The organism is Synechococcus sp. F70.1 (assembly GCF_047502745.1).
GTDB lineage: Bacteria > Cyanobacteriota > Cyanobacteriia > Thermostichales > Thermostichaceae > Thermostichus.
Genome location: NZ_JANSJL010000070.1, coordinates 1 through 25,575, shown reverse-complemented (window position 1 = coordinate 25,575; position 25,575 = coordinate 1). Strand labels below are relative to the sequence as shown.

Sequence of the window (25,575 nt, the reverse complement as noted above, 5' to 3'; positions counted from 1 at the left end):
AGGCGATAGCCAATGTAGGCTACCCCCAACAGCCCCGCCAGGATCCACAGGAAAGTCGAGAAGGGTAGGAAGGAAAAGAAGACAACATAAACCCGGCGGCTGAGCCAAGAAAAAATCAGATAGGCTGCCGCTAAAAGGCCGATCCCTTGCAGCGTGCGAAAAGCTGGCACCCGCGAGAGGGGCATGCGCTGGCGGGCCACCCAGATGGAGGCGAGGAAATAGTAAGGAGGAACCAGCAACAGGAACATATTCGCCTGCTTCACCACCGCTGCCCAGCCGGCTGTGTTGGTGGCGTAGGCCAAGTAACCCGCCCAGAGGACAAGGCTTACCGCTGCCAAGCCGAGGTTTAGGCTGAGCAGAAACGGCTCTTCCCACTGCCCAGGGATCCAGTGACAGAGAACCCAAACCAACCAGGGGGCAGCAAAGAGCAAGAGGGCAATCGTCGAGCCGTTGTCGTTGAGCTGAGTAAAAAACGTTTCCAGGGTCATGGGGGCGAGGGGAGGGAAGGTGGGTTTTGCTCGATAGTAGTGTAATTCCAATCCAACGCTAACCCCCTCCCCACCTAGGGAAGGGGCAGCGTGCCTGAACCGGCTCCGACTACAAACCCTGCAGCACCGTATCCTGGCGCACCGAGAGGTTCTGGATGCGGGTATCCTGGGCAGCCGGGGTGTCGGCTTGAGTAAACACGCCGATTTGCCGCAAGTACCGAGCCAGAGCGTCCTGCTCGCTGCCAGGGGTATCGAAGGTGAGGCCGGAGCCGGGGGCCAAGTTCACCCGGTTGGGGTTGGACAGGCGCGGGAAGGGATAGTCATCCCCACCGTTGGCCAAGAAGTCCAGCGTCACCATGCGGAAGGTACGGCGGGGATCTCCCTGCAACTGGCCGTTGCGCACCACCACATCCGGGCCCCTGGGCGTATCCACCCGCAGGGAGATGACGCGGGATCCCGGTGGCCGCGAGGGATCGAAGCTGAAGGCAAAGCCGCCAATTTGCGGGAAGCGGCCTGGTGTAGCTCCCGGCTGGGTTTGGGCCACCCCATGTTCTACTATCTGCTTGAGCTCCTCGGCGGTGACAGTCACCAAGGACAGGCCGTTGTTGAAAGCAAGGGCAGTTTCAATATCCAATTGCGAAATTTGGCCCGCCTGCTTGCCAGCCTCAGGGTTGGCCACCGGAGGGATCCGCCGTACTGGCTCGCCGCCGCCGCCGCCGCTGGTAGCTCCAATGGGAGCGCGAATGCCGCCGCCGTTTTTGAGGGAGATGACGGTGGTGGGGTCAACAGTTCTGGCGTAGGCCAAGTTGGCATCAGCCGTGAGGTTGCCCAAGTTGGTTTCCTCAGTGCGCACCTCGGCCCGCAAGCCGTTGAGGAATTGGGTGGTAGAGCCAAAGGTACGGCCATCCTTGGCGCGGATGATGCTGCCGATTTCGTTGGCGATCCGCACCACCTCGGGATTGGGAGTGCCGCGCACGGCTGCCACCCCTTGGTCATCGGTGGCATAGGCGCCGCTCACTGGATCGATGCGGGCAATCACCCCGTTGGCGTCGAAGCTAACCACCAGGCGGCCCACGTAACGGTAGTTGGCGCCGGTGTTCACCACTGCCACCGGTTGACCGCTAGCCGAGGTGCGCAGAATGGGGTAGTCGCCCGTGCGCACATCCTCAGGGCGCAGGCGGTCAGTGGGCTTGGCAAGGACGCGGTGGGAGCCACCCGCAATGATGACATCGACATCCCGCAGCTGGGTGGCCAGGGTCACCTCATTCTGGAGTTGCTGCAGGTGGGCTAGGAGGATGATCTTATTGATGCCCTGCGCAGTGAGTTGGTTAACGAAGTTTTGGATGAGGGCAGCATTGACCTGGTCGGTGTCGTCCACCCTGCCTTCCACCCTCACCTCAGGGCCGGGGCTAGAAATAGCAGCTAGGCGCGTGGTCGTGGCCCCCACCAGGCCGATTCGCTCTCCTCCCACGGTAATCACCGCTGTCTTGACGATCTTGCCGCGGATGGAGCTGGCCTCTTGGCCATCGGCAGCAAAGTCAGAGCTGGCCAACTCGCCAGTGCCGCTGAAGCTGAGGTTGGCGCTCAAATAGGGAAAGCGGGCACCTGCGTAGCCGCGGCTGGTGTCGGGTCGGATCAAGTCGCGAATTTGGCGCGTGCCTTGGTCAAACTCGTGGTTGCCAAAGGCAGCCGCCTCAAAACCGATAGCGTTGAGGATTTCCATGTCGGCTTTGCCAGGGGTGCGGTCATACCGGCCCCGCAGCGAGGGATCCGCGCTGGCGTTGTAGAAGGGGCTGGGAATGTAGTTGTCGCCGCTGGAGAGCACCACCGTATTTGGGAATTGGGGGCGCAGAGCGTTCACCACCGCCGAGAAGCGCGGCGCATCTTGTACGGCAGCGATCGAGGCTTCCAAGTCGCTGGCATGTAGGATTTGCAGGGTAAAAGCGGGCGGCTGAGAGGAGAGCCTAACGTTGGGATCTGAGGCGATAAACCCTGCCCCGCCGCCGGCTGGAGGAACTGAGCTACTGTCGGTGGTACCGCAGGCGCTGGCCAGGCTCAGCAGCAAGCAGCACAGCCCAACCCGCAGGAACTTGGCCAGAGCGTTCAGCCAAGCTGGAAGCCCTCCCTCAGCAGGGGCAGCCCCTCGAGCACGGCAAGCTGGTTTCATGACAATTCCTTCACTCCATCCCCAAGAGAGGACGCATCCGCATTCACGTTACCAAGGCTGGACAGGAGATTTCGCTATGACCTGTTTAAGGTTAGGTCAAGCGCAGGTTAAGCTTCCCGGGGATCCCAGCCAAACTGCTGCAGATCCACCCGACCTTCGGCGTCAAAGGGGATCCCTTCAGCTTGGAGTAGGACTTTTTGCAAGTCGTCGTAGCCAAGGCGAAAGGGGGAGTAGGAAATGCGCCCTTGGGCGTTGATTACCCGGTGCCAGGGGATGTCGGTCTCTTGACCTTGCAGGCGAAACAGGGCATAGCCCACCTGTCGGGCATAGCCAGGACAGCCGGCAAGCCGCGCCACCTGCCCATAGGTAGCTACACGCCCCGGCGGGATCCGCCGCACGACTTCATAGAAGCGCTGGTAGAGGCTCACAGGGATCCCTCCCTAAACTCTGTAGACAATGGAATTGGCTGATGACGGGCACCGACCCTTTAACCTATGAGCTACCTAATTGCGGTACTGCCGGATCGCCTGGCTGCCGAGGCGGCCTACAGCGCCCTGGAACAGGCCGGTTTCCCCCTGGAGCGATTGCACCTACTGGGGCGAGGCTACAAAACTGCGGATGAGTTTGGGCTAATCGACCCGGCCCAAGCCGCGCGCCGCCAGATGCAGCGCCTGGCCATTTGGCTAGTGCCCTTTGGCTTTTTGGCTGGGGTGGGGTTCAGCGTCTTGAGTGGTTTGGATACCTTTGCCTGGGCGGGACCTATAGGCAACCATCTGATCGGCGGCCTGTTGGGTGCGCTGGGCGGGGCCATGGGCAGCTTTTTTGTGGGGGGCGGGGTGGGCCTGACCAGTGGCTCCGGCGATGCCTTGGCCTACCGCAACCGCCTCAATGCGGGTAAGTACGTACTCATTGTGGAGGAAGAGAATGAAACCCGCCTCCGCGAGGCCACGCGGATTTTGCGCCAGTTTGAGCCGGAGAACCTGCAGGGGTACAGAGAGCGCCCCTAGACTGGGAGATCTGGGCAGCTATTGAGAGAACTCAGGGAGGTCCAAAAGCATGTCTTGGCTGTGGCAGCAAGTCCCATCGCCGCTTAGGCGGTGGCGGAAGGAAGGGATCCCCAGCTTTGCTGCTGCTGGGGGTGCACTGGCAGTTACGGGGTTTTTTTCGCCGGCTTTTGCCCACCACGCCCTGGGGGGGAGACTGCCGGCAACAGCCTGGGAGGGATTTCTCTCCGGGCTGGCTCACCCTGTCATTGGCTTGGATCACCTGGCCTTCGTCGTGGCCATCGGTCTTGTGGCGGCGGGGCAGCCCTGGCGCTACGGGATCCCTTTGGGCTTTGTGTTGGCAGGTCTGGTGGGCACTGGGATCCACCTGGCCGGCTGGGATCCCCTGGGACTGACGGAGCTAGCCATTGCCTCTTCCGTGGTTCTCTTCGGCTTGCTGCTGGTGCAACCGCGGCAGATCCCAAGTTGGCTCTTGCTAATAGGGGGATCCCTGGCGGGGCTATTCCATGGCTATGCCTACGCCGAAACCATTATCGGCGCCCAACCCATGCCTTGGGTGGGATATCTACTGGGGTTGAGCACCGTCCAGTATGGGATAGCTCTCCTGGCCCTTTGGGCAGCAGAACGCTGGGGGTTGCGGATCCCTGGCTTAACTCGCTGGGCCGGCTGGGCGATTACAGTGGTGGGGGCTGCCTTCCTGATCTTGGCAGTGGTGGGCGCGTAAAAAGCGCTAATTTTGCTCCCTTGCGCTCGGGATCCCCGATCCGGTACAAGGATAACGGTGAAGATCTGTAAAACGAGGGGAGATCCCATGGAGCGCACCTTTATCGCCATCAAGCCGGACGGCGTGCAGCGGGGTCTAGTGGGCACCATTATCCAGCGCCTGGAAAGTCGGGGCTACCAATTGGTAGGCCTGAAGCTGGTGCAGGTAAGCCAAGAGCTGGCAGAAGCCCACTATGCTGAACACAGGGAGCGCCCCTTCTTCCCCAGTTTGGTAAAGTTTATTACCTCGGGGCCGGTGGTGGCTATGGTTTGGCAGGGCAAAGGGGTGATTGCTGCTGCTCGTAAGCTAATCGGCAAAACCAATCCCCTAGAAGCCGAGCCAGGCACCATCCGCGGCGACTTTGGTATTGACATTGGCCGCAACCTTGTCCATGGCTCTGATGGCCCGGAAACCGCCCAGCGGGAGATTGCCCTCTGGTTCCGAGATTCCGAGCTGGTGAACTGGATCCCTGCTGCCCAAAGCTGGATTTACGAGGAGCCCTAAATGCCAGAGAGCTCCAAGCCTCAAGATTCAAACAGCTGGGTTGGCATCACAATGAGGGTATTGCCCTTGCGATCGACCACGTATACCTCCTGGCCGGGTTGGATCTCCACGTCAGGAATACTGCATTTGGCGTTCCAGGTGGAGCCAAGATAGGAGACTCGCCCCTGCTTCCCTGGCGGAATGGCTGTAACTGCCCGCGCTTCCCGCGATTCTTTCAGGATATCCTCCAACTGGGCCGGGCCCTTAGGTACCAGGCGTTGGCTGAGGAGGATCAGCGCAATCGAGAGCAGCACCCAGGCCAAGAACTGGGCCCAAACCGGCAGCCCCCAATAAGCCAAAAGAGCAGTTCCCAGCGCCGCCACACCCGTTGGACCAGCCACCAGCCCCGGCAAAAACAGCTCAGAGGCAACCAGAAGCAAGCCAAAGGCAAGCCAAGGCCATACCATAGAGCCCAAGGATCCCACTACGTTTATTATGAGCCGCGGCACCTGGAGGCTGGGCAGGGACTAGCCGCCTAGGCGGTAGTTCTCCAAAAACTGCAAGGGATCTTCCTGGGGAGGAGTCTTGGGCAGGTTCCTGGACTCGGCAAGCCGCATGAGCGTCTCCCAGTCTGTATTCATGATGAAGTCCACCGCTCGACGGGCTGCCTCTCGGTGGGGGCAGGCCTCGCCCAGGACACATCCATCCCGGCACAGCGTGGCGCAGTCGTGCTCAAAGCTCTGGGGATCCGGGCCAGCCATAGGGTCTTCCTCTCTTGCGGTTTCATCTTCTCTTTAGGATACCTGAAGAGAATCTTGCGCTTGCCGGGGATCAGAGCTGGCGGGGATAGGGTAGAGGGGGTGAGGAGAGCCGCTCAAGAGGAGCAGCAATTCCATGGAGTTTGCACAACTGCAGGCCCTAGTAGAGCAGGCCCTAGAAGATAGGAAGTTAACCCGCACCGAGTTGGAGCAAATCGTCAGCGCTATCCGCTCCGATGGCAAAATCTCCCCCGAGGAGCTGCGCTTGCTAGAGTCCATCCGCGAGAAGGTGCTGCACCGGGAAATTCAGGTAGTGGAAACCGCCGATTGAGCTCCCTTTCGCAAGTAGAGGGTGACTTCGCTGCGGTTATGGAACAGGTGGCGTGCCCTCACCACGGCAAAGGTGCTGCTTAGGATATCGAGCGTTTGCTGCAGCACCCGCAGGCGGCGGCGGGAGGGAAGTTTTAAGGTCATCAGGGCTGCCCCCTCTGGCTCCAGATGAGGGGCAAAGGCTGTCATCAGGTGGGCAGAGGTGCGGCCATCCAGGCGCATGTCGTTGAGGATGAGGTGAAACCGCTCCCTACAGCGGGCCAGGTAGGCTTGAGCGCTGAGGCGATGGTAACAAATGCCGGCATCGGAGTGGAGACGCTCGTCCAATGCCGCCGGATCCACCGCTGTTACCTCCTGCCCGTAGAGGCGCAGGATGCGCGACCATCCCCCTGGCGCTGCCCCCAGATCTAAAGCCCGCCCTCCTGGCTGCAAAGGGATGTGGAACACCTGGATGGCTTCCAGCAACTTGAACTCAGAGCGGCTAATCTGACTGGGATCGCGGCGGAAGCGATGGATGCCGCCCGCCCAGTTGGAGAGGTTTTGCTCAGCCAGCGACAAGCCTAGCCAAACTCGGATCCCTGTCGAGTTAGCCAGGATCACCACCGAGATCACCTGTTGGGGATCCCTGACCTGCAGCGGCGATCCCACTGCCGCCACTACCTGGGCTGCCAGGGCTTCGTTGATCTGAAAGGGCTTGAAGTTGAGCTTGCCAAATAGGCGCGTCTGTACGGAAAAGCTGAGGGCCGGGTTGATGGCGGCCAGCAGCTCTTCATCTAGGCGGAGTCCTGCCAGGGATCCCTCGTCCAGCCAAAGCTCCCGCTGGATGGGACAGATGTGGCGCAAAAAAATAGGTGGGTTGGCCTGCCAGCTCTGGGCAAGGTCGGCAAAGGAACGCCGGCTGCACACCCACATCAACCCCGTGGCCTCGGGAAGGAGCTGGACGACGGCCTCTGGATCCGCAGCCACGATTTCCCGCCTTGCCAGATCCAGAAACTTTGGGTCAGCGCTGCCCAGCCACTGGTGGGTAGCAGGGGAAAGCGACCTGCTCAGCGGGCTCCTCGCTGCCATCGCAGGTAGGGCAAAGAGGCAGCTACCTCCTGAATGCGGTCGCGGGCAGCTAGCAGCTGCGCCGTGGCATCCCAAGTGCCCTGCACCAGCATCTGCCAAGCCCCCTGGGGGATCTCGACGGCGGCGGCTTTGTCTTCCCAGCGCACCTGTTTGTTGAGGAGATCCAGCGTTAACTGGAGCTCTGGGTTTCTGGCCACTGCCTCTTGGAGAGTTTGAATCACGCTCGCAGGCGCTGTGACACAGGGGATCCCTAGAGTCAGGCAGTTGCCGAAAAAGATCTCGGCAAAGCTTTCGCCAATGAGGGCTCGAATCCCCCACTTGGCCAGGGCTTGGGGGGCATGCTCTCGACTGGAGCCACAGCCAAAGTTGGCGTTGACCAGTAAAATCTCCGCACCCTGGTACTGAGGCAGGTCAAAGGGGTGCTGGCCAGCCGCTTGGGCGCGGTCGTCAGCAAACACGTGCTGGCCCAAGCCATCAAAGGTGACGCATTTGAGGAAGCGGGCCGGGATGATCCGGTCGGTGTCAATGTCATTGCCCACCAGCGGGATCCCTCGGCCTGTGATGCTTAAAACTTCGCTTGCCATGCAAACTCTTGCGGGAACTTCAGCCTCAGCCTAGAGATTGGCTAACGGTCAGAAGCGGCGGTAGAGCTGGTTCTCCAAGTTGCGCACTTGTCGCTCCAGGCGATCCAACCGCCCGCGCAGCTCGTCCATTTCCGACTGGCAAGGCACGCCTAAGTCCTGCAAAACGTTGCGCACCTGCCGCTGCACGTAGGATTCCAGGTTGCTCTGTTCAGATTTCACCTGGTTGAGCAGGTTGTTGAGGAGGTTAGAGGCCTCTTCTGAGCTAAGCTGCCCCTTTTGCACCAGCTCATCGGCAGCCTTCTTCAACTGCTCCGCTAGCAGCGTAGTGGTGCCAACGCCCACGAGCAAGAGCTGACGTAAGATACTGTTGTTGTCCAATGCTGCCCTCCCGAGAACGCTTGACCAACGGCACGGGTCTCCATGACCAAAGACCGGATTTCCAGCCCCCTTCTTCAGGACGGTTTCTGCCATCATAACAAATGGCCTCTGCCAACTCAAAAGAGTACTTGGGCTTCGGCCCAGAACTGTTGCTGGCAGCGCGGAGCGCCTGCAGGAATCCCTGCTTTCTCGAGCAGTGAAAACGCCAAAGCGCTAGCAACAGCGTTGAGCATTCCCCAAAAGATGCGGGAAGATCAGGAGTAAGGGACCGGGATCCCACTACTATCTCGTTTGCTGAGGAAACCCAATGCACGACCTGGACAGTTTGCCAGAACCGGTAGCCAATGCCCTGATCAAAAGCCTGCTTACGGATCTGGAACGGTTGATCAACCAGCATGGTTTGTCCGAGGTTTTGGTGGGGTTGGCCATGTATTGCAATGTGCAGTTCAAGGCCAAGCTCAATAAGCCCAACCGCACGGAGAAAGATGAGGAGCTGGGGTTTTACTTCCGCGACGCTGCCAAAGCCCTAGAGGTAGCAGCCAGCCTCACCTACCGCACCATCGATCGCTCGCGGCCCAGCCAGCCGGCCCAACCCAACGCCTAGACACCAGCGATCTTGCCGTCATCCCCAACTGCTCTCCTTGAGGGAGAGGGGAAGGGATTTAGGCTGGCAAGAGATCCCTTGCAGTTTTTATCCTGGTGGGCAAAAGTCTAGCGAGGCCGAGCGTGAAAATTGTCTGGGAACGCAGCATTTACGCGGGCAATGGCCGCGTGCCCTGCATTATCTGCGGCGGATGGGTCACCCCTATCCAGAGGAAGGGGCAGCAGGTGCTGCTGGCGGTAGTCTACAACGACCGCGGCCAAATCTATGGCGAGATCTGCCGCAGTTGCCTTAGTCTGGGGGCCAAGGGCATCAAAGAGTATCTCCGAGAGCGGATTGCCCGCCTGCGCAAACAACTGGAAGACTTGGAAGAGCTGGAGCAGGGAGAGGTGCAACTGCCCACACTGGAGCAGGAGTTGAGTGCCTACTTGGATTGACAACTACACCTTCTGCCGTTCAACCGGGATCTTCAGCCAACGGCTCAGCTCCGCGGCCAGCCACTCCAACTCCGGCTCCTGCAGATCTCTTAGCTCGTACTTGCGGATGCCTGCCCAGATGTTCAACTGTGGGCTTACCTCCACCCAATTCCCATCGGAATCCTGTCGGGTATGGCGCGGAATCAGCTCTAGCCGGTCAATATCCCATCGCCGACTGGGGGGAACATTGCGAAACCTCAGGCCAAACACCTCGTGAGCCAGGCGAATGTATTTTGTGTCGATCCGTAGGTGGACTTTGCCGAATAGACCGTAGAGGATCCCGCCCACCATCCCCAACCCCACCCTCCAGAAGGGCAGGGTGAACAGGCCAACCACCAAATTCTCCGGAAAAGGCGCAGGCACAACCCACGTGATCGTGGAAGTGGAAAAGGTGCTGACGATGACGGAGTTCCAAACGATGGCGGAAAGCAGCAACACCAAAACACCGGTTTTCCGGGCCGGGATCACCACCTGAAAGGTCTGTTCGGACTTGTGCAGTTGAATCCGGCTGCCTGCTGGCTGTCGAGGAGGGACTGCTGCTGCGTCTGAGGGAATCAAGGCGGGACGACGATCCAAATGCTCCAGCGCCTCCAGGGCCTGCCGGGCGGAAGCGGGACGATCTGCCGCCAAAGGTTCCGTCATCCACCGCAGCCAGTCGCGAAAGGGCGGGCTCAGGTGCACCGCTTGCTCGAACACAATCCGGGCTCCCTCCTGGGGCAAGTCCGCCGGGTGTTGGCCGGTGAGCAGGTGAATCAGGGTGGCACCCAGGCTGTAGAGATCGGAGGCGGGCACAGTTCTGCCGCCAAATTGCTCCAGGGGCATGTAGCCGTAGCTTCCCACCACAGTGTAGGATCCCTGCTCCCGGGGGGCAGCCGCCTGCACAGAGCCAAAATCCACCAGGTACACCTGCCCGTCGGCTGCCAACAGAATGTTGCTGGGCTTGAGAGCCCGGTGGATGACCGGCGGATGGAGTTCGTGGAGGTAGATGAGGATGCGTAGCAGCTTCTGCGCCAAGTCGCGCACCTCCGGCTCAGCAAAACGCCGCCCTCGCTCCATCCACTCCTGCAGGGAGGGAGCCTCGATGTAGCTTTGCACCAGCGCCAGGCCGCGCCCCCCTTTCAGAGCAATCTCAAAGCAATCGCGGTACCGGGGAATGGCTGGGTGGGAGAGGGTCTGTAGGACTTGGGCTTCCCGCTCAAACAGCTTCAGATTGTCCCAGTTGAAATCCGGCCCAAACAGGAGCAGCTTGATCACAACTGGCTCTGAGGTGAGGAGATCCCGTGCCAGGTAGGTGTGTCTGCCGCTGCGCTTGCTCAGCCGCCGCTCCAGCTGATACCGCTGGCGCAAAACGGGAAGCTCTGAAGCCATACTCCTTTGCTGCTGGGGCCCTTTTTTTGCTCAGCTCCATAGTAGCCGCTCACCCAAACCCACCTGCAGCAGGCTAACGGCACCAAGGGCAGCCGTGGGCCGTTGGATTTGCCCTAGCCGGTCAAAAACTTGGCCCCTAGGCGCGAGGAGAAAACTTCGTAAATAACCGTCAAAGGTTGGCCTCGGTGCAGCAAAAGATAATGCCTAGCCCAGAAAGGGCCAGGACAGTTGAGCAGCCGGGCAATGGGCTCAGCTTCGCCGTAGTAGAGGCGACGCACCTCGCGAAAGGTCTCCAGTTTTTCTTGGATTAGATTTTGGCCGATGGGCAAATCGGGATGGGGCAAGTATTGAGCCAGATGTTCCGCGTTCCACCAAGAGGTGGCATAGAGCAAGGGCTGTTGCGAGGCCGCTCCGCCCAGCCAAACCCGCCGCCGCATCAAGGGGGACCCCAGCCGCGCCAGATCCCTAGCCAGTTGTGGCATGGACTTGGGGACAGCGCTTTGCTCGGCCAGCAGCTCGACCTGGGCCGTATCTAACAGATGGGCCTGAATTGGTTCCAGGGTCAGAGTGGCCAGATTGCGAGTGGTCAAGCCATCCCCCAGCAGCAACAACCGCAACAAGGGATCCACCCCTAGCAGCTCCGGCTGAAGGGGGTCAGCCTCTCCCTGCCACTGCAACCGCAGCGGCCACCACTCGGCTTGACCCATGTTGCCTAGGAAAGTCTCCTTGGCAGAGCCAGCCGAGGGCCAAGGGGATACTGCCCCAGGAGCATGGTCGATGGAGAGAGGGGGAGAAAGTTCCAAGATGGCGGTGCGGTTGTGAAGTTCTGTATCGACCCCTAGTCTAGCCCACTCCCCCTCTCCCCTCCGAGGACTTTCCTAGCTCGTGCCCGGCTGAATCAGCAGCCGCACCACCCAGGGGACGACCACGATGACGCTAATCAGACGAGCTAGGTGCATAACTACCACCGTGCTGGCCTGGGCCCCCATGTCCAGGGCAATTAAGCTCATATCGGAGATACCCCCTGGGGCCGTGCCCAAGATGGCAGTAAGGCGCTCGATCCCCAACCAGCGGGAGATCAAAAACCCCGATAGAACGCCGGTGCTCACCGCAATCACGGTACACACTAGGGCTGGCCGCCACAGATCCTTGAGGGCGAGCAATGTCTCGGCGGTAAGCTTACTGCCCAAGAGAATACCCAGTATCACCTGCAGGACAAAGCGGATTCCAGGTGGAGGAGTGGGAATCGGGATGGCCCCCCAGACATTGACCAAGCCGACTGCCACCATCGAGCCTACTAGAGCTCCTGCTGGCAGCCTCAGCTTGACTGCAATCAAGGCACCTGCCAACCCAATCAACACCGTCCAGAGATAGCTCATCATTGCGGCTTGGCCTCAAGGCAAGAGGATGACTAGCAGTTGGGGTTGGGCCTGCTCCCTCCACGGCATTCAGCGCAGATGCCGTAGAAGTCAAGCACATGGTACTCGATAACAAATTGGTAACGGCTGGCAATCTGCTCCTCTAGATCCCCCACGGGACAACCTGACAGAGGCACCACCCGCCGACATTCAGTGCAGATCAGGTGATGGCGACTGTGGCCGTTGCTGGGCAGAAGCTGGTAGTAGGTTTGCTGATCCCCCAAGTGGACGGCCTGCAGCTTGCCCTCGTTGCGCAGCGCCTCCAAGACCCGATAGACAGTGGCCAAGCCCACCGTGTGGTTGGCATTGCGCAGCTTCAGGAAAATCTCCTGGGCCGAGAGGGGCCGCTCGCTTTGCTCCAACACCTCCAGGATCAATTTGCGGTTGCGGGTCTGGCGGGAGGAGGACATGAGCCTTTTCCCTTGGGGGTTACTGGGAGAGTCAGCGCTCAGCGTCGGCTTCAGCTTTCATGCGCTCCAGGGTTTGGTGCATTTGGTCAAACATTTGGCTAAGAGAGAGCCCTAACCCTCCCAGTTGGGTTTGCAATTGCTTAATGGTCAGTTGGGCCATAAAATCGTCGGAAAGCTCCAGCCGCTTCATGAAAATGCGCTGGCGCTCCAGCAACTCTTCCATGTGCTGGATAAAGATCTTTTTGCCTTCCCGGTCAAATTGACCGTAGCGCTCGCCAAGTCGCATCAGGTTTTGGAAATCCCGAAACAGTTGCTTAGCTTCTTCCTGAACAATCTCCGAGTCGAAGAAGCCCATGGCTTTCCCCTTGCCCCCAACAAACGACATTCGATATACCTATCCTATCCGATTGCCTTGGGGAATGCAGGCGTTGCTATCTTCTGGCCAGTACGGGATCCCGTCCTGCAGGTAATTATTGGCTATGCTCCTCCTTCCCTGTGTTAAGGCTTACACTCAGCCGGCTTTGGCCCAGCAGTGGTGCCAACGGGTGCAGGGATCCCGGCCTCTGTTTTTGGCCTGCCTGGGGTTTACGGAAACAGCCCTTATTCCAGGCATCTCTGCTGCTGGCGCCACGCCCTCTCTGCGGCGCTACACCGCCCTGGCTGATGGGGAGGTGCTGCTGACCGGCCGTTCTTGCCGCTTGCCCACCTCGCCCGAGGGCTATCCCTCGCCGGTGGTCATCAGCCGCGCCATCTTAAGCGAGCTAGGGATCCCCTGCCGCGTGTTCGACTGTGGTCTGCTAGAGCCTTTGCCAGGCGCAGAGAAGGTGCCTTCTGGAGGGCCAGCCCGCTGTCTGAGCACCGGCCAGGCCTTGTCCGTGGAACAGGTGAGATCCCTGTGGCAGGAGGGGTATGAGCGGGGATCCCAACTGGAAGCCAGCTACTGGGTCGTCGGAGAGTGCGTGGCCGGCGGTACTGCAACAGCGCTGGCGGTGCTGCTAGGGCTGGGCTGGCAGGCAAACGGCATGGTCAACAGCAGCCATCCAGTTTGTAACCACGCCCAAAAGCTGGCCTTGGCCCAGCGGGGTCTAGCCAATCTCTCCCCCACTGCCCCTGCGCCAGAGGTAGTGGCTGCCGTGGGGGATCCCGTGCAACCCTTCATCGCCGGGTTAGCCATGGCAGTAGCCCAGCGGGGGCCGGTGCTGCTGGCGGGAGGAACGCAAATGCTGGCAGTGCTGGCCCTAATGCGGCGCTGGGGAGAAGAGGAAGGGATCCCCTGGCCCCCTGAAAACGTGGTGGTAGGCACCACCCGCTGGGTGGCGGAGGATCCCTCTGGCAACACAGTGGCTCTGGCGGAGCTGTTGGGCAATGTCTGCCTCTTGGCCACCCAACTAAGCTTTGCCCAGAGTCGCTACTCCTCTCTTCAAGCCTATGAGCGAGGCTATGTCAAAGAGGGAGTAGGGGCTGGCGGCCTAGCGATTGCCAGTAGCCTGTATGCTGGCTGGGGTCAGGCAGAGCTATTGGCTGCCGTTGAGCGCAGCTACGAGCACCTACTGCTTCAGGCCGGCTCCAGCGGAGCCATCGTCAGACCCTCCCGCAGCAGCTGCTGATGGTAGAGCTCCGCTTGCTCCTGTGGGCCGACCCAGACAACGGCCTGCCCTTCCCTGTCCACCTGCATGGTCAGTTGCCGCGCCAAGGGCAAAGTCATGCCGGGGATGTACTTGAGCAAGCATTCGGTAACGTGTTGGAAGGTGTTGATATCGTCGTCTAGGACGATCACTTTGTAGTTTGGGTAGGGCTTGCGAATCCGCCCTGTTATCGAAGACAACTGCTCCAAAGCACGGGTTGGAGTTTCTGTGATTGCGGTCATAGCAGCTCAGGGTGAGACAACCTCTAGGTGCTTGTAACCAATAGCCCAGCTTCCAGAAGCGGCCGCTTGACCACTCAAGCCAAGCTGCGAAAGCCGCCTGCTTGTGATTACTACTACTAGCTATTTTTAGCCAGTTTTGTAGCTATGGTCAGCCTGCGCCTGCCTGCGGATTCCCGCACCAGTTTGCAGCTAGGGCTCTTGCGGAAGCGCTAAATATCACGCGGATTCTGGCAGCACATCAAGCCCTAAGAGGGCCGTCGTTCTTGGCCTTGGGCAAACTGTTGCAGCTGCCGCAGCATTAGCAGGTGGCCCAAGCCTAGGGGCAGGAGCGAGACGGCCTCTACCCGCAACTGCACCCAGCCGTTCCCCCACCGCCAGTCGCAGTAGCCATCGGCACCACCCCACATCACCAGCCGCAGCCGTTGGGGCAGCAGGATTTCCACCTGGTGCAGGATGGAGATAGGGCCCCACTGGGCGGCAAAGGTGCTGCCTTGCTCTAGCTTGGGGGGAAGGGATCCCTGCAGTTGCTGCGGCCAAATCCACTGCTGCAGAAGTTCCACCTCTGTTAGGCAACGCTGCAGAGTCGAGGAACTGGCCTCGACAGCGATGCGGATAGTGGAGGACTGGAGCGTTCCTAGCATATAACCCTGGAGCCAGGGCACAGGCTGGTCAATACCCCTGAGTCTATCCTGTGCTGATTGCTAGAGATCTGCCTTTGAAAGCCCCTCGTCCCCACTTGGTGGCCATCTTGGCCCAAAGTTTGGATGGCAAGCTCGCCGCCCACCGCGGGCAAAGGCCCCATTTCCCTAGCCCTGAAGACTATCGGCACCTGGAAACCCAAGCTGCTCGGCAACAGGCTTTAATCATGGGGGCAGCCACGCTGCGGGCCTACGGCACTGCTCTCCGCCTGCGGGATCCGGAGCTCATCCAACGCCGAATTGCACAGGGTCTCCCCCCTCAGCCCCTGACGATCATCTGTTCCGGCAGCGGCGAGATTCCGGAAGAGCTGCCGTTTTTTCGCCAGCCCCTCACTCGCTGGCTGTGGACGACGCCGGCGGGCTCTCGCCAGTGGCAGGGACGGCCCGATTTTGCCGAGATCTGGGTGGCCGCGGATTGGGATTTGACCGCTCGCCTAGCCCGCCTGCGGCAGCGGGGGATCGAACGGGTGGGCCTCCTGGGCGGGGGGCGGCTCTTGGGGGCGTTTTTGCAGGCGCAAGCCTTGGATGAGCTGTGGGTGACGCTGGCGCCAGTGCTGCTGAGTGGCTACGCTGATGCCCCGGCTAGCATCGAGGGCTGGCAACTGCAGGGATCCCCGCCCCGCCTGGAGTTGCTTGAGTGCCGCCGCGGTTCCCAAGAGCTGTTTTTGCACTATCGAGTTGAGTGGAGCTGAGGGAGCAGTCGAGAAAATTTTTTTGGACACATTGAGATTTCCCAAAAATCCACAGGTTTTCCCCAGACTTTCCACAGGCAGGCGGGTTGTTTTCTACAACGTCTTTCGCTCTAGAAGCCGCCTCGAAGGGTTCTGTGGAAAAGTTGCCCTTGCTAAGGTTCACGCGATTACACCTTGAGAAACGTAACGGGATCGCGCCGCTTTTTCCGATCCCATCAAGGCCACGGGAGAGCTCTGGTTCTGTTGGATACTCCCGCCTAGGATTGACATCCCCCCTAGGGTAGAGGGCAGAATAGCCCCACCCGAGGTGAGGAGGAGGCTTCCCCGGCAGCTGCTAGGACCTCCTCAGCCGCTTGCAGGCGGCCAATGGGCAAGCCCTTTTACCCCGTTTCTTGAGGAGCCCGTGCGGTCTTTGAGGTACCCAAGTTAGAGGACTGGCTTAGCTTGTTCAATTCCTTCCTAGGCCGGCTTAGCTGTGGCCCAGGGTAGAGACTCTTTTTGTTGCGACTGTTTGAGTGTTGACTTTAGGTAGGTGGTTGAGCTATGGATTCTCCTACCGTCAGCATTTCGAGCGAAATTCCCAAGGAGCTCCACGAGACCCTCAAAAACTACCTCTCTCGTCATCCCGACTGGGATCAAGATCGGGTTGTAACAGCAGCCCTCTCGCTGTTCTTGCTCCAAAGCGGAGATGCCGATCGGCGCGCTGCGCGCATCTACCTAGACAGCCTCTTTCGCCGCAACTAGGCTAAGGCTGTCGGAATCCCAACTTAGGGCTATTGGGAACGTCCTGTTAACCCCGGTAGGTCAAGCCGTGCCACAGGGCTTTGGTCGAGGGAAAGGCAAGCGGCAGGTGGCTGGGCCTCAGAACTTAGGACAAGGAGCCAGCCTGCCCTCTTTCCCCTCCCCAGAGGCGGCTCTGGCTTTGGTCGAGCGCCACCGACAAGCAGGGGATCTGGGGGCGGCGCTGCGCCTTTGTCGACAGCTCACCCGCGCCCATCCGCACCTGGCTGCTGCCCAAGCGCTGCTGGGATCCCTCTATCTGCAAATGGGAGATCCCCGTCAAGCCTTGACCCCCCTACAGTTGGCTGTACACCTGCAGAAGGACTGGGTGCCTGCCTGGCAGGAGCTGGGCGATGCTTGGATGCTGCTGGGCGACCCGGCGGAGGCAGCGCGCGCCTATCAGGAGGGGTTGGCCTTTGCTCCCGGCAATGGGCAACTGCTGTTTCGGCTGGGCAGTTGTTGGCTGGCCTTGGGGCAGCGGCAGCGGGCAATTGCAGTCCTGCGCCAGGCTGCGGCAGCGCACCCTCCCCAGCCCTATGCTCTAGCCGCCTTAGGCAATGCGCTGATGTTCGAGAACCAGCTTGAGGAAGCTGAAGGCTGGTTTCGCCAAGCCCTTGCCCTGCTGCCCCAGGAGGGGCGGATCCTCGTCAACCTCGCCCACTGCCTCCACCTGCAAGATCGTCTGGAGGAAGCAGCCGACTGCCTGCAACAGGCCATCCTGCTGCTGCCCAAGGATGCTCAGCCCCACAACAACTTGGGCACGATCCTGCAAGAGCAAAACTGCCTCGAGGCCGCCCTTGAGTCCTATCGGCGGGGCTTGCAACTAGCCCCTGATTCGCCGGAGATCCACTACAACCTGGCCACTGCCCTGCTCACCCTAGGCCGCTACAAGGAGGGGTGGCGGGAGTACGAATGGCGGCTGCAGCGCCAGGGGGCGGCCTACCCCCGCTTTCCCCAGCCTCTGTGGACGGGATCCCCCTTGGGCCAGCAGACTCTGCTCATCTACGCCGAACAAGGTTTGGGGGACACCATCCAGTTTGTGCGCTACCTGCCACTTTTGGCTGCAGCCCATCCGCAGGCCTCCCTCTACTTTCGCTGCCCGCCATCTCTAGTCGAGCTGCTGCGGGCCTCCTTTCCTCAGGTTCAGATTATTTCGGAGACGGATCCCCTGCCTCCCTTCGACTGGCACCTGCCCTTGCTCAGCCTGCCCCATCGCCTAGGCACCACTCTGGAGACAATCCCTGCCTGTCTTCCCTACCTGGTCTGTCCCCCGGAGAGCTCCGGATGGCCAGAAGAATGGCCTGAGGTTCCTCAGAAGGGGATGAAGGTAGGGCTGGTGTGGACCAGTGGCCGCCGCGCCGATCTTGCCCTCAACCGGGTGCAGAGGTTAAAAAGCTGTCCCCTCAACCTCTTTCTCGAGTACCTTGATCTGCCTCAGGTGCAGTGGGTTAGCCTGCAGGTGGGTGAAGATCTAAGCCAGCTAGAACCCCTCCTCAAGCAGCACCAGGTGGTGGAGCTGGGATCTCGTTTCCGGAATTTTGTTGATACTGCTAGGGCAGTTGCCCAGTTGGATCTGGTGATTAGCGTCGATACCGCCGTTGCCCACCTAGCTGGGGCGCTGGGCAAGCCCGTGTGGGTTCTACTGCCCTTTGCAGCCGATTGGCGCTGGCTGCTGCAGCGACAAGATAGCCCCTGGTACCCCGGCGTAATGCGCCTATTTCGCCAAGAAGCCCGCGGCAACTGGGTTGAACCGCTACAGCAGATGCGAAGGGCCCTGAAGGAGCACTTGACAGGGATCCCTTCTTAGCCCTCTCCTTTTTCTCCCTTTGGCACGATGCGCTGAAACAGATAGCCAGTACCGCGGGCTGTCAGGATAAGCTCAGGGTTGCTTGGGTCATCCTCCAACTTAGCCCGCAGCCGCGAGATGTGGACATCCACCACCCGCGTATCCACATGGCGCTCTGGGGTATAGCCCCATACCTCTTGCAGGATCTGGGCGCGGGAAAACGGCTCCCCCGAGCGGCTGACCAACAGCTCCAGCAAACTAAACTCCATTCCCGTCAGGCGGATGCGCTCGCCCCGCTTGTAAACTTGGCGCTTGTTGGTATCAATGCAAAGATCCCCAACCTGGATAACCCCAGAGCTAGGGATCCCCTCATGGCTAGACCGGGCCACCCGCCGCAGCACCGAGCGAATGCGGGCCTCCAGCTCCTTGGGTGAAAAAGGCTTGACCACGTAGTCATCCGCCCCCAGTTCCAACCCAGTAATGCGGTCGGCCACATCCCCCAGAGCCGTGAGCATGATGATGGGGATGTCGGACTCTTTGCGCAACTCTTGACAGACCCCATAGCCATCCAGCTTTGGCATCATGACATCCAGCACCACCAGGTCGGGATGCTGCTTGCGGAAGACCTGCAGTGCCTCTTCGCCGTCGGCTGCAGTAACCACCTCGTAGCCGATCATCGAGAGGCGAGTTTCCAAAATGCGGCGGATGCTAGCCTCATCATCAACCACGAGAATTCGTTCTTTACGCTGGGCTTCCACAGTGCTGCAACTCCTGTACTTCACTTCTAATAACTTGGCTTGGAAAAGTTAGGATGAAGGCTACCTCCTGCCACCGGCGAGCAGGTGACGGAGGGATGTTTCTGGACAAGCAGACTCGGCCTCCCCACGGAAAGCTGCCAAACCCATGCTTAGAAATAGAAACTGCAGCCCAGGACACCCCCCACTAAGGAACTCAGAAGGCCTGTTTGGCAATAGGTTGGAAAGACACCGGCTTTCCTTCCCTTTAGCTGTTGCTTTCTCTGCAAACCCTCGCAGCTGACCGCGGCTAAAGCTGAGAAGCCCTTGTTAACCTTGTTAAGAATTTACCTCATAGAACCTAGTGTATCATCTGGAAGCAGCTACTTAATCCACCCCAGAGCTCTATTCTGCCGCCATTCGGCTCAACTTGATACATTTCTTCACAACTTCTTCAGCCGGCCGCCAATTCTTTTGGAATTGCCCTCAGAAAAGGTTGGGGCAAGGGGGGATCCCTGGTCGTTTGCAGTGGGGAAGACAACTGCAGCGCCGGCAGTAGGGTAACAGCCAGCTAGCAGGCGGGCAGACCGGATTTCTCGCTCGGCATGCTGCTCCAAAATTTGGCGCAGCAAGCGCTCTGCCCCTAGCCAAGCGGTCAAAGGCAACGTTCTGTCGGCCAGCGGTGGCAAGGTGGGGTTGGGCAGGGATCCCAGGGCCTGCAGGACGGCACTGGAGAGCCGGGCAAGGGAGGTGGGCTGCTGGGCTCTCTGACAGGGCTCGCAGATCAGGCCGCCCAGGTTGGGACAGAAGAAGACCTCGTCCGCCAACTCCCACCCACAGGAGCAACAGGCTTGTAGCGAGGGGGCAACCCCCCCCACCGCCAAAAGGTGGTAGAGCCCATGGACAAGGAGCGGCAGAACTGCCTCTTGTGTAGGGGCCTGCTCGATGCGCTGCAAGTGTTCTACCAAAAGCACAAACAGCTCTTCCTGAGCCTGATCTGGCAGGGCCAACAGCAAAGCCACCTCTGCCAGGTACTGGCCGGCTGTGAGGTGGGCCAAGCTGCGGCCCAGACGGGGAAAACTCTGCAGGGTTTCTGCCTGGACAATGCGCTGCAGACGCTGGGAGGCATCGGCTTGAGCTGACCACCGCCCCCGAACAAGCAGCAGGTCGTTAATGACAAAGGGCTCCAGTCGCCCTCCCCACTTGGAAGACGGCTTGCGGGATCCCTTGGCTACTGCCCGCACCAACCCCTGCTCGCGAGTTAGGATGGTAATGACCCGATCCGACTCCCCCAAGGGGATGCCTTTGAGAGTGATGCCGGTAACCCGGTAGGTTTGCCCGCTCATGCTCTGCCAGCTTCCCTAGCCTGCAGCTCTTGCATTAGCTCCAACCCCCAAGAGGTGCCGATCCGGGTGGCTCCTGCGGCAATCATTGCCTCTGCCTGAGCCAGAGTGCGAATGCCGCCTGAAGCTTTCACCCCCACTCGGCCCCGGCTAAGCTGCGCCAGCAGTTGCACATCTGCCAAGGTTGCCCCTCCCATCCAGCCGGTGGAGGTCATCAAAAAGGCAGCTCCCGCATCCATGCAGATCTCCGCAGCCAGCTTTTTTTCCTCCTCATCGAGCTGGGCCGTCTCCAAAATGGCTTTGACGCAAACTCCCGTCTCCTCCACAATTTGGGCAATCTCGGCATGGAGCCAATCCAGCTCCCGCGCCTTGAGCCAGGCTAGGTTAATGCGAACATCCAGTTCCTGGCATCCCTGCTCCACAGCCAGTTGAGCTTCGTAGAGTTTGGCCTCCGCTGTGTTGGTACCCAGGGGAAACCCCACCACCGTGCTTACCCGTACTGGCGACCCGTGTAGCCGCTCAACCACCCGCGGCACATAGCAGGGAGGTACGCAAAAGGTGGGGAAGCCGTAGCGCAGGGCAATTTCGCACCCCTCCTCAATTTCCTCCGGGGTAACCATAGGCAGCAGCAGCGTGTGGTCGATGTACTCTGCCAAGTTGATTGGCCTTTCCGCCAGGCCTTTGGGCTCTAAAGAGACCATGGGTTGTTGGGTAGTTTCCACAGCGCCATTTCTACTCTAGCCCCCAGCAGCCCAGCCGCGACTTGGCCTTTTTGGGCAGAGCAGGGTAGCAGATTTTTTTTGATAGTCTGGTTGGGGGGCCACTTGTATCCACCAACTCTGGCAAGGCATGGCGGAAAACCGGACTGGCGCGTTTATTGGTGGGCTGCTGTTGGGAACGGCGGTGGGCACGCTCATTGGCCTGCTTCTAGCCCCCCGCAGCGGACGGGAGACGCGGCGACTGTTGAAAAAATCGGCAGAGGCGCTGCCAGAAGTGGCAGAGGATGTAGCCAGCAGCTTGCAGTATCAGTCAGAGAAACTGTTCGACGCTGCTCAACGCAGTTTGGATGAGGCCCTGCTGCGGCTACAGCAGGCAGTGGTGGTGGGGAAGGAGGCCATGTTGCAGAAGCGAAAGGAGCTGCTCCAAGCCCAAAACTCGCGTTCCCTTGGAGGGGAAGAAGCTGATTTGGAAGCCGGCGATGGAGAGGAGACGGCGGGATGAGCGATCCGGTCTTTTGGCTTGGCCTCTCGGTAGGCCTGGTGGCAGTGGCCATTTTGGCGGTGATCCTGACCCTGCTGCCTGCCGTCATTCAACTGGGTCGAGCCGCCCAGAGTGTGGAGCGCTTCTTCGATACGCTGCTGCGGGAGCTGCCGCCCACTCTAGAGGCTCTGCGCCTGACGAGCCTGGAAGTGAGCGAGATTGCCGACAGCCTTGACGAGGGGGTGAAAGGGGCGGGTCAGGTGGTGAAGCAGGTCAGCCGCTCCCTGGAAGGAGCCCGTACCCAAGCCCGGGATGCCCAAGTCAATGTTCGCAGCTTTTGGGCGGGAGTACGAGCGGCCTGGCAGACTCTTGCCCATGGAGCTCCTCCTGCTGAGGTGAGCAACCCTCGCTTGCGCTCGGGTGCAGCTCCTCCTCTCTCCCGAAGGGATGCCCCTCCTTTGGCCGAGCGGCTAAGACCAAAGGGAGGACAAGCGGCTGCCCAACCTTCCCAAGCAAATGCTGCCAAGTCCTAGGCGTTCCTGAGGATTTTCTGAAAGACAGGCACAGGGGGCTGAGGCTCTTGACCAGGGGGAAGCTGGCCCCAGCGAGCATCGGGATCCCAGCGCAGTTGAGTAATGTCGGTGAGGGGGAACCCCAGTTGCTGCAGGATCTTGAGGCTGAGGTTGGGAATGATGGGCGAAAGGGCCACCGCCACCCAGCGCACGCTTTCTAGAACGGCATAGAGAATCTCCGCTACCCGTTGGCTTTGCCCCTGTTTATGCAACGTCCAGGGAGCTTGCTCATCTAGGTATTTGTTGCTGGCCTGGGCCAGGCTGAGGGCCTTGCGGGCAGCCGAGCTGAGATCCAGCCGCTCGTAGGCGTCAGCCACTGTCGGGGCTAGGCGCTCAGCCAAGGTTTTGAGGGGATGATCCGGAGGGATCTCGACGGCGGGAATGCGGTAGTCAGGTTGGTATTTTTTGAGCATGGCGAGGGTGCGGTTGAGCAGGTTCCCCAGGTCGTTGGCTAGGTCGGCATTGAGTACCTCGACGAAGCGGCCCTCGCTAAAGTCTCCATCTTTGCCCAGCTCAATTTCGGTCAAGAAATAGTAGCGCACGGCATCGGCGCCGTATCGCTGCACCAGCTCAAAGGGATCCAGCGTGTTCCCCAGGCTTTTGCCCATCTTGAGGCCATCTTTGGTGAGAAAGCCGTGGCCAAAGATTTGCCTAGGCAAAGGCAACCCCGCCGACATGAGCATGGCCGGCCAGTAGATGGCGTGGAAGCGGACGATATCTTTGCCCACCAGGTGCACGTCGGCAGGCCAGTAGCGGCGCAGAGCATTCTCCAGCGTCGGCTCGTCCTCGGGATCTAGAGCGGCGCTGATGTAGTTGATGAGGGCGTCAAACCAGACGTAAAGGGTTTGGCTGGGATCCGCCGGGAAGGGGATCCCCCACGAGACGCTGGGGCGAGAGATGGAGAAGTCCCGCAGGCCCTGCTTGACAAAGTTAATGACCTCATTGCGGCGGCTTTCTGGTTGAATGAACTCCGGATGCTCCGCGTAGAGAGCTTCTAGTTTTTCCTGGTAGCGAGAGAGGCGAAAAAAGTAGTTTTCTTCGTCTTTCCACTCTACTTTTTTGTTGGGATGGATCGGGCAAAACCCACCTTCCAAGAGCTCTGACTCGTCCTTAAACTCTTCGCAGGCAACACAATACCACCCCTGCTGCCGCCCAACAAAGATATCTCCCCGATCCCAAACCCGCTGGAAAAACTCCCGCACAATGGCTTTGTGGCGAGGGTCAGTGGTGCGGATGAAGCGGTCATAGCGGATGTCCAGCAACTGCCAAAGCTGGGCAAACTGGGCCGCGATCTCGTCACAGTGCTGCTGCGGGGGAAGGCCGCGCTCTTCAGCGGTGCGCTGGATCTTCTGGCCGTGCTCATCGGTTCCCGTTACCATCAGCACCTCCCTACCCCGCAGGCGGTGGTAACGGGCGATGGCATCCGCCGCCATGGTGGTGTAGGCACTGCCGATGTGGGGGGCAGCGTTGACGTAGTAGATCGGTGTGGTGATGACGAAAGTGGAACCCGGCATGAGCCCTCGTAGCGCTTTCCCCCATGATAAAAGTTGCCGGAAAGTCTGACAGGCTGAAGAAGATGTTCACCCTCAAGGGATGGAGCTGCGGCGTCCTGGGGGCTGGGATCTTGGGCGCCGGGGCGGCCCTAGCTCAGCCCGTGTCGGCAACCCGCATCCCCTGTGAGATTTTCATTGCTGGGGGCGGGCTGGGAGGCGTGGCAGCGGCCTACGAGGCCCTGCAACTGGGGCGACAGGTGTGCATGACCGAAATTACCGACTGGATTGGCGGCCAGGTGAGCGCCCAAGGGGTCTCGGCTTTGGACGAGCGGCCCCTACAGCGGGAAAACGAGATCTTCCCGCGAGGCTACAGAGAGTTTCGCCGCCGGGTGCGGGAAAAGTATGGCGGGGATCCCAACCCCGGCAAGTGCTGGGTAAGCGTGCTCTGTTTTTCTCCCCAGGTGGGACATCAGGTACTCCGGGAGATGTTGGATCCCTATCTGCAGTCGGGGCAGTTGCGGCTATTTACGGAGACAGTGGTGAAGGACTTGAAGATTGAGGGCTACCAGATCCGCAGGGTAGTGGCTATCCGCAACCTCCCCAAGCACGCTGGCGTCGCGCCGGAGCAGCGGGGGGATCTCTCTAGCTATTTTTTGGACTTCTACCGCTGGGAGCCCACGAAGGACTGGGATAAGGAGATCCTGCACTTTGAGCCGCCTCCCGAGCGGCAGGGAAAAACCCTGCCTTGGATAGTGATTGATGCTACCGAAACCGGCGAGCTGCTGCCCCTGGCGCGAGTGCCCTACCGTCTCGGCACGGATGGGGAAAGCCGCTGGGAGCCCAGCTCCAAGCCCTACAGGGATCCCTATTGCACCCAGGGGTTTACCTACACCTTTGTCATAGAGCGCTCCGCTGTGCCGCAGGTGCCCATCAAGCCAGAGTTCTACGACGATCCCCTGCACGGCCCCTACTACAGCTTTGAACACCCGCGCTTTAACTTCGGGAGGGTCTTTACCTATCGCCGCATCTGGGGGCAGGTATTCGGCTTCGGGGAAGAGGCCATCCGGGTGGGGGATCAGTCCATGCAGAACTGGACCTGGGGCAACGACTGGCGCATCACCGGGCCGGAGATGAACCTCATCCTCACCCACGAGCAACTGCAGGCCTCGGGCCAACTGCAGCCGGGTGGCTGGATGGGGGGCTTGCGGGTGGAAGCCCTGCGTCGGGCCGAGCAGCATGCCAAGGGCTTCTTCTACTGGCTGGTGGCGGGGAGGACGGACTTTCTGTTGCAGCAGGCAGATCCCAACTTTCAAAAAGACTTTTACTTGCGCTATCGCTACCTCAAAGGGCCCAACAGCCCCATGGGAACTGCCAGTGGTCTTTCCAAGTACCCCTATATTCGCGAGTCGCGGCGCATCATCGGGCAGCCCAGCGTCTCCTATCCAGGAGGGTTCACCATCTACGAGTCGGATATCACCACGCGGGAATCGGAGTTGAATCGCGGTCGCCCCTTCATCTTCTACGACTCGGTGGGGGTGGGCCAGTACCCCATCGACTTCCACGAGTGTCTACTGCCGGATTTTTCGCTGCCCCCCAGCCACAACCAAGACGCCCAGGCCCCCAGCTACCCCTACCAGATCCCGCTGCGCGCCCTGATCCCACAGCGCATCGACAACCTCTTGGCCGGCAGCAAAAACATCGCCACTAGCCGCATCGCCAGCGCCTCCTATCGAGTGCACCCCGTGGAATGGGCCATCGGCACGGCAGCCGGCCACACGGCTCACTTTGCCCTGGCGCGGGATCTCATCCCGGCGGAGATCCTGCGGGAACCGCTCTCGAACCTGCAGCTGTTGCCCGCCCTCCAGGCCCAGATCCAGAGCCTGGGCAACCCCATTCAATTTCCTGGCACCACCATCACTGCCACCGACTGGGCCCAATCCCGCTAGCTAGTTTAGAAAGGCAGGGTTGGAAGCTGGCCGATGGATGCCATTGGGGTTGAACTTTGGGGACTGGAGACGATCCGCCCTTCGCTGTGGGCAGCCACGGCTCTATGGAGCATAGGGCTCTCCTCTAGTCCTTGATTCACCGTTCGCGTAAGCGGGACGGAGTCCGTA

At 60.2% G+C, this 25,575-nt stretch carries 32 protein-coding genes; 13 read left to right on the top strand and 19 right to left on the bottom strand.

The features are described 5' to 3' along the window. The 3 genes from NW860_RS07615 to NW860_RS07605 form a co-directional block, all read right to left on the bottom strand. Window positions 1-488: hypothetical protein (locus tag NW860_RS07615; protein ID WP_414513417.1), on the bottom strand; the 488-nt coding region annotated here is incomplete at its 3' end. A gap of 109 nt (window positions 489-597) precedes the next feature. Further along, window positions 598-2,655: a bifunctional metallophosphatase/5'-nucleotidase gene (locus NW860_RS07610; protein WP_414513415.1), complete on the bottom strand. Its 2,058-nt coding sequence runs from the start codon at window positions 2,653-2,655 to the stop codon at window positions 598-600. 107 nt (window positions 2,656-2,762) lie between these two features. After that, on the bottom strand, window positions 2,763-3,083 hold the full coding sequence (locus tag NW860_RS07605) for an MGMT family protein (protein WP_414394488.1): 321 nt from the start codon (window positions 3,081-3,083) through the stop codon (window positions 2,763-2,765). 66 nt (window positions 3,084-3,149) lie between these two features. On the opposite strand from NW860_RS07605, the gene NW860_RS07600 reads away from it, so the two are divergent. The 3 genes from NW860_RS07600 to ndk all read left to right on the top strand — a co-directional run bounded on the left by NW860_RS07600 (window position 3,150) and on the right by ndk (window position 4,926). Next, complete coding sequence (locus NW860_RS07600; protein WP_414394490.1) at window positions 3,150-3,662, top strand: hypothetical protein; 513 nt, start codon at window positions 3,150-3,152, stop codon at window positions 3,660-3,662. A 49-nt stretch (window positions 3,663-3,711) separates the two neighbouring features. Next, window positions 3,712-4,383 (top strand): HupE/UreJ family protein, encoded by a 672-nt coding sequence (locus NW860_RS07595; protein ID WP_414513412.1) that lies wholly within the window; start codon window positions 3,712-3,714, stop codon window positions 4,381-4,383. Window positions 4,384-4,470: 87 nt separating this feature from the next. Further along, a complete protein-coding gene (gene ndk / locus NW860_RS07590) occupies window positions 4,471-4,926 on the top strand; it encodes a nucleoside-diphosphate kinase (RefSeq protein WP_414394494.1) in 456 nt (151 codons plus the stop codon). A gap of 20 nt (window positions 4,927-4,946) precedes the next feature. Here the strand turns inward: ndk and NW860_RS07585 are convergent, their stop codons facing one another. Together NW860_RS07585 and NW860_RS07580 are read right to left on the bottom strand one after the other, a co-directional pair. Then, a complete protein-coding gene (locus tag NW860_RS07585) occupies window positions 4,947-5,372 on the bottom strand; it encodes an NfeD family protein (RefSeq protein WP_414513410.1) in 426 nt (141 codons plus the stop codon). Between the two features lie 60 nt (window positions 5,373-5,432). Beyond that, window positions 5,433-5,666, bottom strand: a complete 234-nt coding sequence (locus tag NW860_RS07580; protein WP_414394500.1) for a hypothetical protein — start codon at window positions 5,664-5,666, stop codon at window positions 5,433-5,435. A 133-nt stretch (window positions 5,667-5,799) separates the two neighbouring features. Here NW860_RS07580 and NW860_RS07575 point away from each other — a divergent pair, with 133 nt between their 5' ends. Beyond that, the gene (locus NW860_RS07575) at window positions 5,800-5,994 is read left to right on the top strand and encodes a hypothetical protein (protein WP_414394503.1); all 195 of its coding nucleotides are present in this window, start codon (window positions 5,800-5,802) and stop codon (window positions 5,992-5,994) included. Here the strand turns inward: NW860_RS07575 and NW860_RS07570 are convergent. The 3 genes from NW860_RS07570 to NW860_RS07560 are packed head-to-tail and all read right to left on the bottom strand — an operon-like array spanning window position 5,970 to window position 8,023. Next, window positions 5,970-7,061, bottom strand: a complete 1,092-nt coding sequence (locus NW860_RS07570) for an SAM-dependent methyltransferase (RefSeq protein WP_414513407.1) — start codon at window positions 7,059-7,061, stop codon at window positions 5,970-5,972. The two genes, NW860_RS07575 and NW860_RS07570, sit on opposite strands and share 25 nt — an antisense overlap. Beyond that, window positions 7,040-7,645 (bottom strand): 3-isopropylmalate dehydratase small subunit, encoded by a 606-nt coding sequence (gene leuD, locus NW860_RS07565; protein ID WP_414394509.1) that lies wholly within the window; start codon window positions 7,643-7,645, stop codon window positions 7,040-7,042. Before leuD ends, NW860_RS07570 begins: the two co-directional genes overlap by 22 nt. Window positions 7,646-7,693: 48 nt before the next feature. Continuing rightward, entirely contained in the window at window positions 7,694-8,023 is a 330-nt protein-coding gene (locus NW860_RS07560; protein ID WP_414394511.1) for a phasin family protein, read from the bottom strand. A 307-nt stretch (window positions 8,024-8,330) separates the two neighbouring features. Between NW860_RS07560 and NW860_RS07555 the strand changes: the two genes are divergently transcribed. Continuing rightward, the gene (locus NW860_RS07555) at window positions 8,331-8,627 is read left to right on the top strand and encodes a hypothetical protein (RefSeq protein ID WP_414513405.1); all 297 of its coding nucleotides are present in this window, start codon (window positions 8,331-8,333) and stop codon (window positions 8,625-8,627) included. Between the two features lie 122 nt (window positions 8,628-8,749). Further along, window positions 8,750-9,061 carry a hypothetical protein gene (locus tag NW860_RS07550; protein ID WP_414425092.1) on the top strand — a complete coding sequence of 104 codons (312 nt, stop codon included), beginning with the start codon at window positions 8,750-8,752 and terminating at the stop codon, window positions 9,059-9,061. Window positions 9,062-9,064: 3 nt separating this feature from the next. On the opposite strand, the gene NW860_RS07545 is transcribed toward NW860_RS07550, so the two are convergent. The 5 genes from NW860_RS07545 to NW860_RS07525 all read right to left on the bottom strand — a co-directional run bounded on the left by NW860_RS07545 (window position 9,065) and on the right by NW860_RS07525 (window position 12,651). Further along, entirely contained in the window at window positions 9,065-10,468 is a 1,404-nt protein-coding gene (locus NW860_RS07545; RefSeq protein ID WP_414513403.1) for a serine/threonine protein kinase, read from the bottom strand. Between the two features lie 113 nt (window positions 10,469-10,581). Further along, window positions 10,582-11,271: a chorismate pyruvate-lyase family protein gene (locus NW860_RS07540; RefSeq protein WP_414513401.1), complete on the bottom strand. Its 690-nt coding sequence runs from the start codon at window positions 11,269-11,271 to the stop codon at window positions 10,582-10,584. Between the two features lie 75 nt (window positions 11,272-11,346). Beyond that, a complete protein-coding gene (locus NW860_RS07535) occupies window positions 11,347-11,847 on the bottom strand; it encodes an AbrB family transcriptional regulator (RefSeq protein ID WP_414394523.1) in 501 nt (166 codons plus the stop codon). A gap of 32 nt (window positions 11,848-11,879) precedes the next feature. Continuing rightward, a complete protein-coding gene (locus NW860_RS07530) occupies window positions 11,880-12,296 on the bottom strand; it encodes a Fur family transcriptional regulator (RefSeq protein ID WP_414425095.1) in 417 nt (138 codons plus the stop codon). 31 nt (window positions 12,297-12,327) lie between these two features. Further along, window positions 12,328-12,651, bottom strand: a complete 324-nt coding sequence (locus NW860_RS07525) for a DUF1825 family protein (protein WP_414394812.1) — start codon at window positions 12,649-12,651, stop codon at window positions 12,328-12,330. A gap of 124 nt (window positions 12,652-12,775) precedes the next feature. On the opposite strand from NW860_RS07525, the gene cobT reads away from it, so the two are divergent. Continuing rightward, a complete protein-coding gene (gene cobT, locus NW860_RS07520; RefSeq protein ID WP_414513399.1) occupies window positions 12,776-13,903 on the top strand; it encodes a nicotinate mononucleotide-dependent phosphoribosyltransferase CobT in 1,128 nt (375 codons plus the stop codon). Here the strand turns inward: cobT and clpS are convergent. Next, complete coding sequence (clpS, locus tag NW860_RS07515) at window positions 13,852-14,163, bottom strand: ATP-dependent Clp protease adapter ClpS (protein ID WP_414394530.1); 312 nt, start codon at window positions 14,161-14,163, stop codon at window positions 13,852-13,854. The two genes, cobT and clpS, sit on opposite strands and share 52 nt — an antisense overlap. Before the next feature lie 245 nt (window positions 14,164-14,408). Continuing rightward, complete coding sequence (locus tag NW860_RS07510) at window positions 14,409-14,804, bottom strand: hypothetical protein (protein ID WP_414394533.1); 396 nt, start codon at window positions 14,802-14,804, stop codon at window positions 14,409-14,411. A gap of 50 nt (window positions 14,805-14,854) precedes the next feature. Between NW860_RS07510 and NW860_RS07505 the strand changes: the two genes are divergently transcribed. From NW860_RS07505 to NW860_RS07495, 3 genes are all read left to right on the top strand, one after another. Continuing rightward, a complete protein-coding gene (locus NW860_RS07505; RefSeq protein WP_414394535.1) occupies window positions 14,855-15,553 on the top strand; it encodes a RibD family protein in 699 nt (232 codons plus the stop codon). A gap of 543 nt (window positions 15,554-16,096) precedes the next feature. Continuing rightward, window positions 16,097-16,297 (top strand): DUF2811 domain-containing protein, encoded by a 201-nt coding sequence (locus tag NW860_RS07500; protein ID WP_414394537.1) that lies wholly within the window; start codon window positions 16,097-16,099, stop codon window positions 16,295-16,297. A 106-nt stretch (window positions 16,298-16,403) separates the two neighbouring features. Beyond that, complete coding sequence (locus NW860_RS07495; RefSeq protein ID WP_414513396.1) at window positions 16,404-18,140, top strand: tetratricopeptide repeat protein; 1,737 nt, start codon at window positions 16,404-16,406, stop codon at window positions 18,138-18,140. Here the strand turns inward: NW860_RS07495 and rpaB are convergent. From rpaB to deoC, 3 genes are all read right to left on the bottom strand, one after another. Beyond that, window positions 18,137-18,877, bottom strand: coding sequence for a response regulator transcription factor RpaB (gene rpaB / locus NW860_RS07490; protein ID WP_414394542.1), 741 nt, complete (start codon window positions 18,875-18,877; stop codon window positions 18,137-18,139). The two genes, NW860_RS07495 and rpaB, sit on opposite strands and share 4 nt — an antisense overlap. A 419-nt stretch (window positions 18,878-19,296) precedes the next feature. Then, window positions 19,297-20,199, bottom strand: a complete 903-nt coding sequence (recO, locus tag NW860_RS07485; protein ID WP_414513393.1) for a DNA repair protein RecO — start codon at window positions 20,197-20,199, stop codon at window positions 19,297-19,299. Further along, entirely contained in the window at window positions 20,196-20,897 is a 702-nt protein-coding gene (deoC, locus tag NW860_RS07480) for a deoxyribose-phosphate aldolase (protein ID WP_414394546.1), read from the bottom strand. Before deoC ends, recO begins: the two co-directional genes overlap by 4 nt. Window positions 20,898-21,045: 148 nt before the next feature. On the opposite strand from deoC, the gene NW860_RS07475 reads away from it, so the two are divergent. Both NW860_RS07475 and NW860_RS07470 read left to right on the top strand, forming a co-directional pair. After that, the gene (locus NW860_RS07475; protein WP_414406298.1) at window positions 21,046-21,417 is read left to right on the top strand and encodes a YtxH domain-containing protein; all 372 of its coding nucleotides are present in this window, start codon (window positions 21,046-21,048) and stop codon (window positions 21,415-21,417) included. Then, entirely contained in the window at window positions 21,414-21,929 is a 516-nt protein-coding gene (locus NW860_RS07470; RefSeq protein WP_414406299.1) for a hypothetical protein, read from the top strand. Before NW860_RS07475 ends, NW860_RS07470 begins: the two co-directional genes overlap by 4 nt. Here the strand turns inward: NW860_RS07470 and metG are convergent. Further along, on the bottom strand, window positions 21,926-23,482 hold the full coding sequence (gene metG, locus NW860_RS07465) for a methionine--tRNA ligase (RefSeq protein ID WP_414513390.1): 1,557 nt from the start codon (window positions 23,480-23,482) through the stop codon (window positions 21,926-21,928). The two genes, NW860_RS07470 and metG, sit on opposite strands and share 4 nt — an antisense overlap. A gap of 62 nt (window positions 23,483-23,544) precedes the next feature. Between metG and NW860_RS07460 the strand changes: the two genes are divergently transcribed. Next, the gene (locus NW860_RS07460) at window positions 23,545-25,407 is read left to right on the top strand and encodes an FAD-dependent oxidoreductase (RefSeq protein ID WP_414513388.1); all 1,863 of its coding nucleotides are present in this window, start codon (window positions 23,545-23,547) and stop codon (window positions 25,405-25,407) included. Window positions 25,408-25,575: the final 168 nt, after the last annotated feature.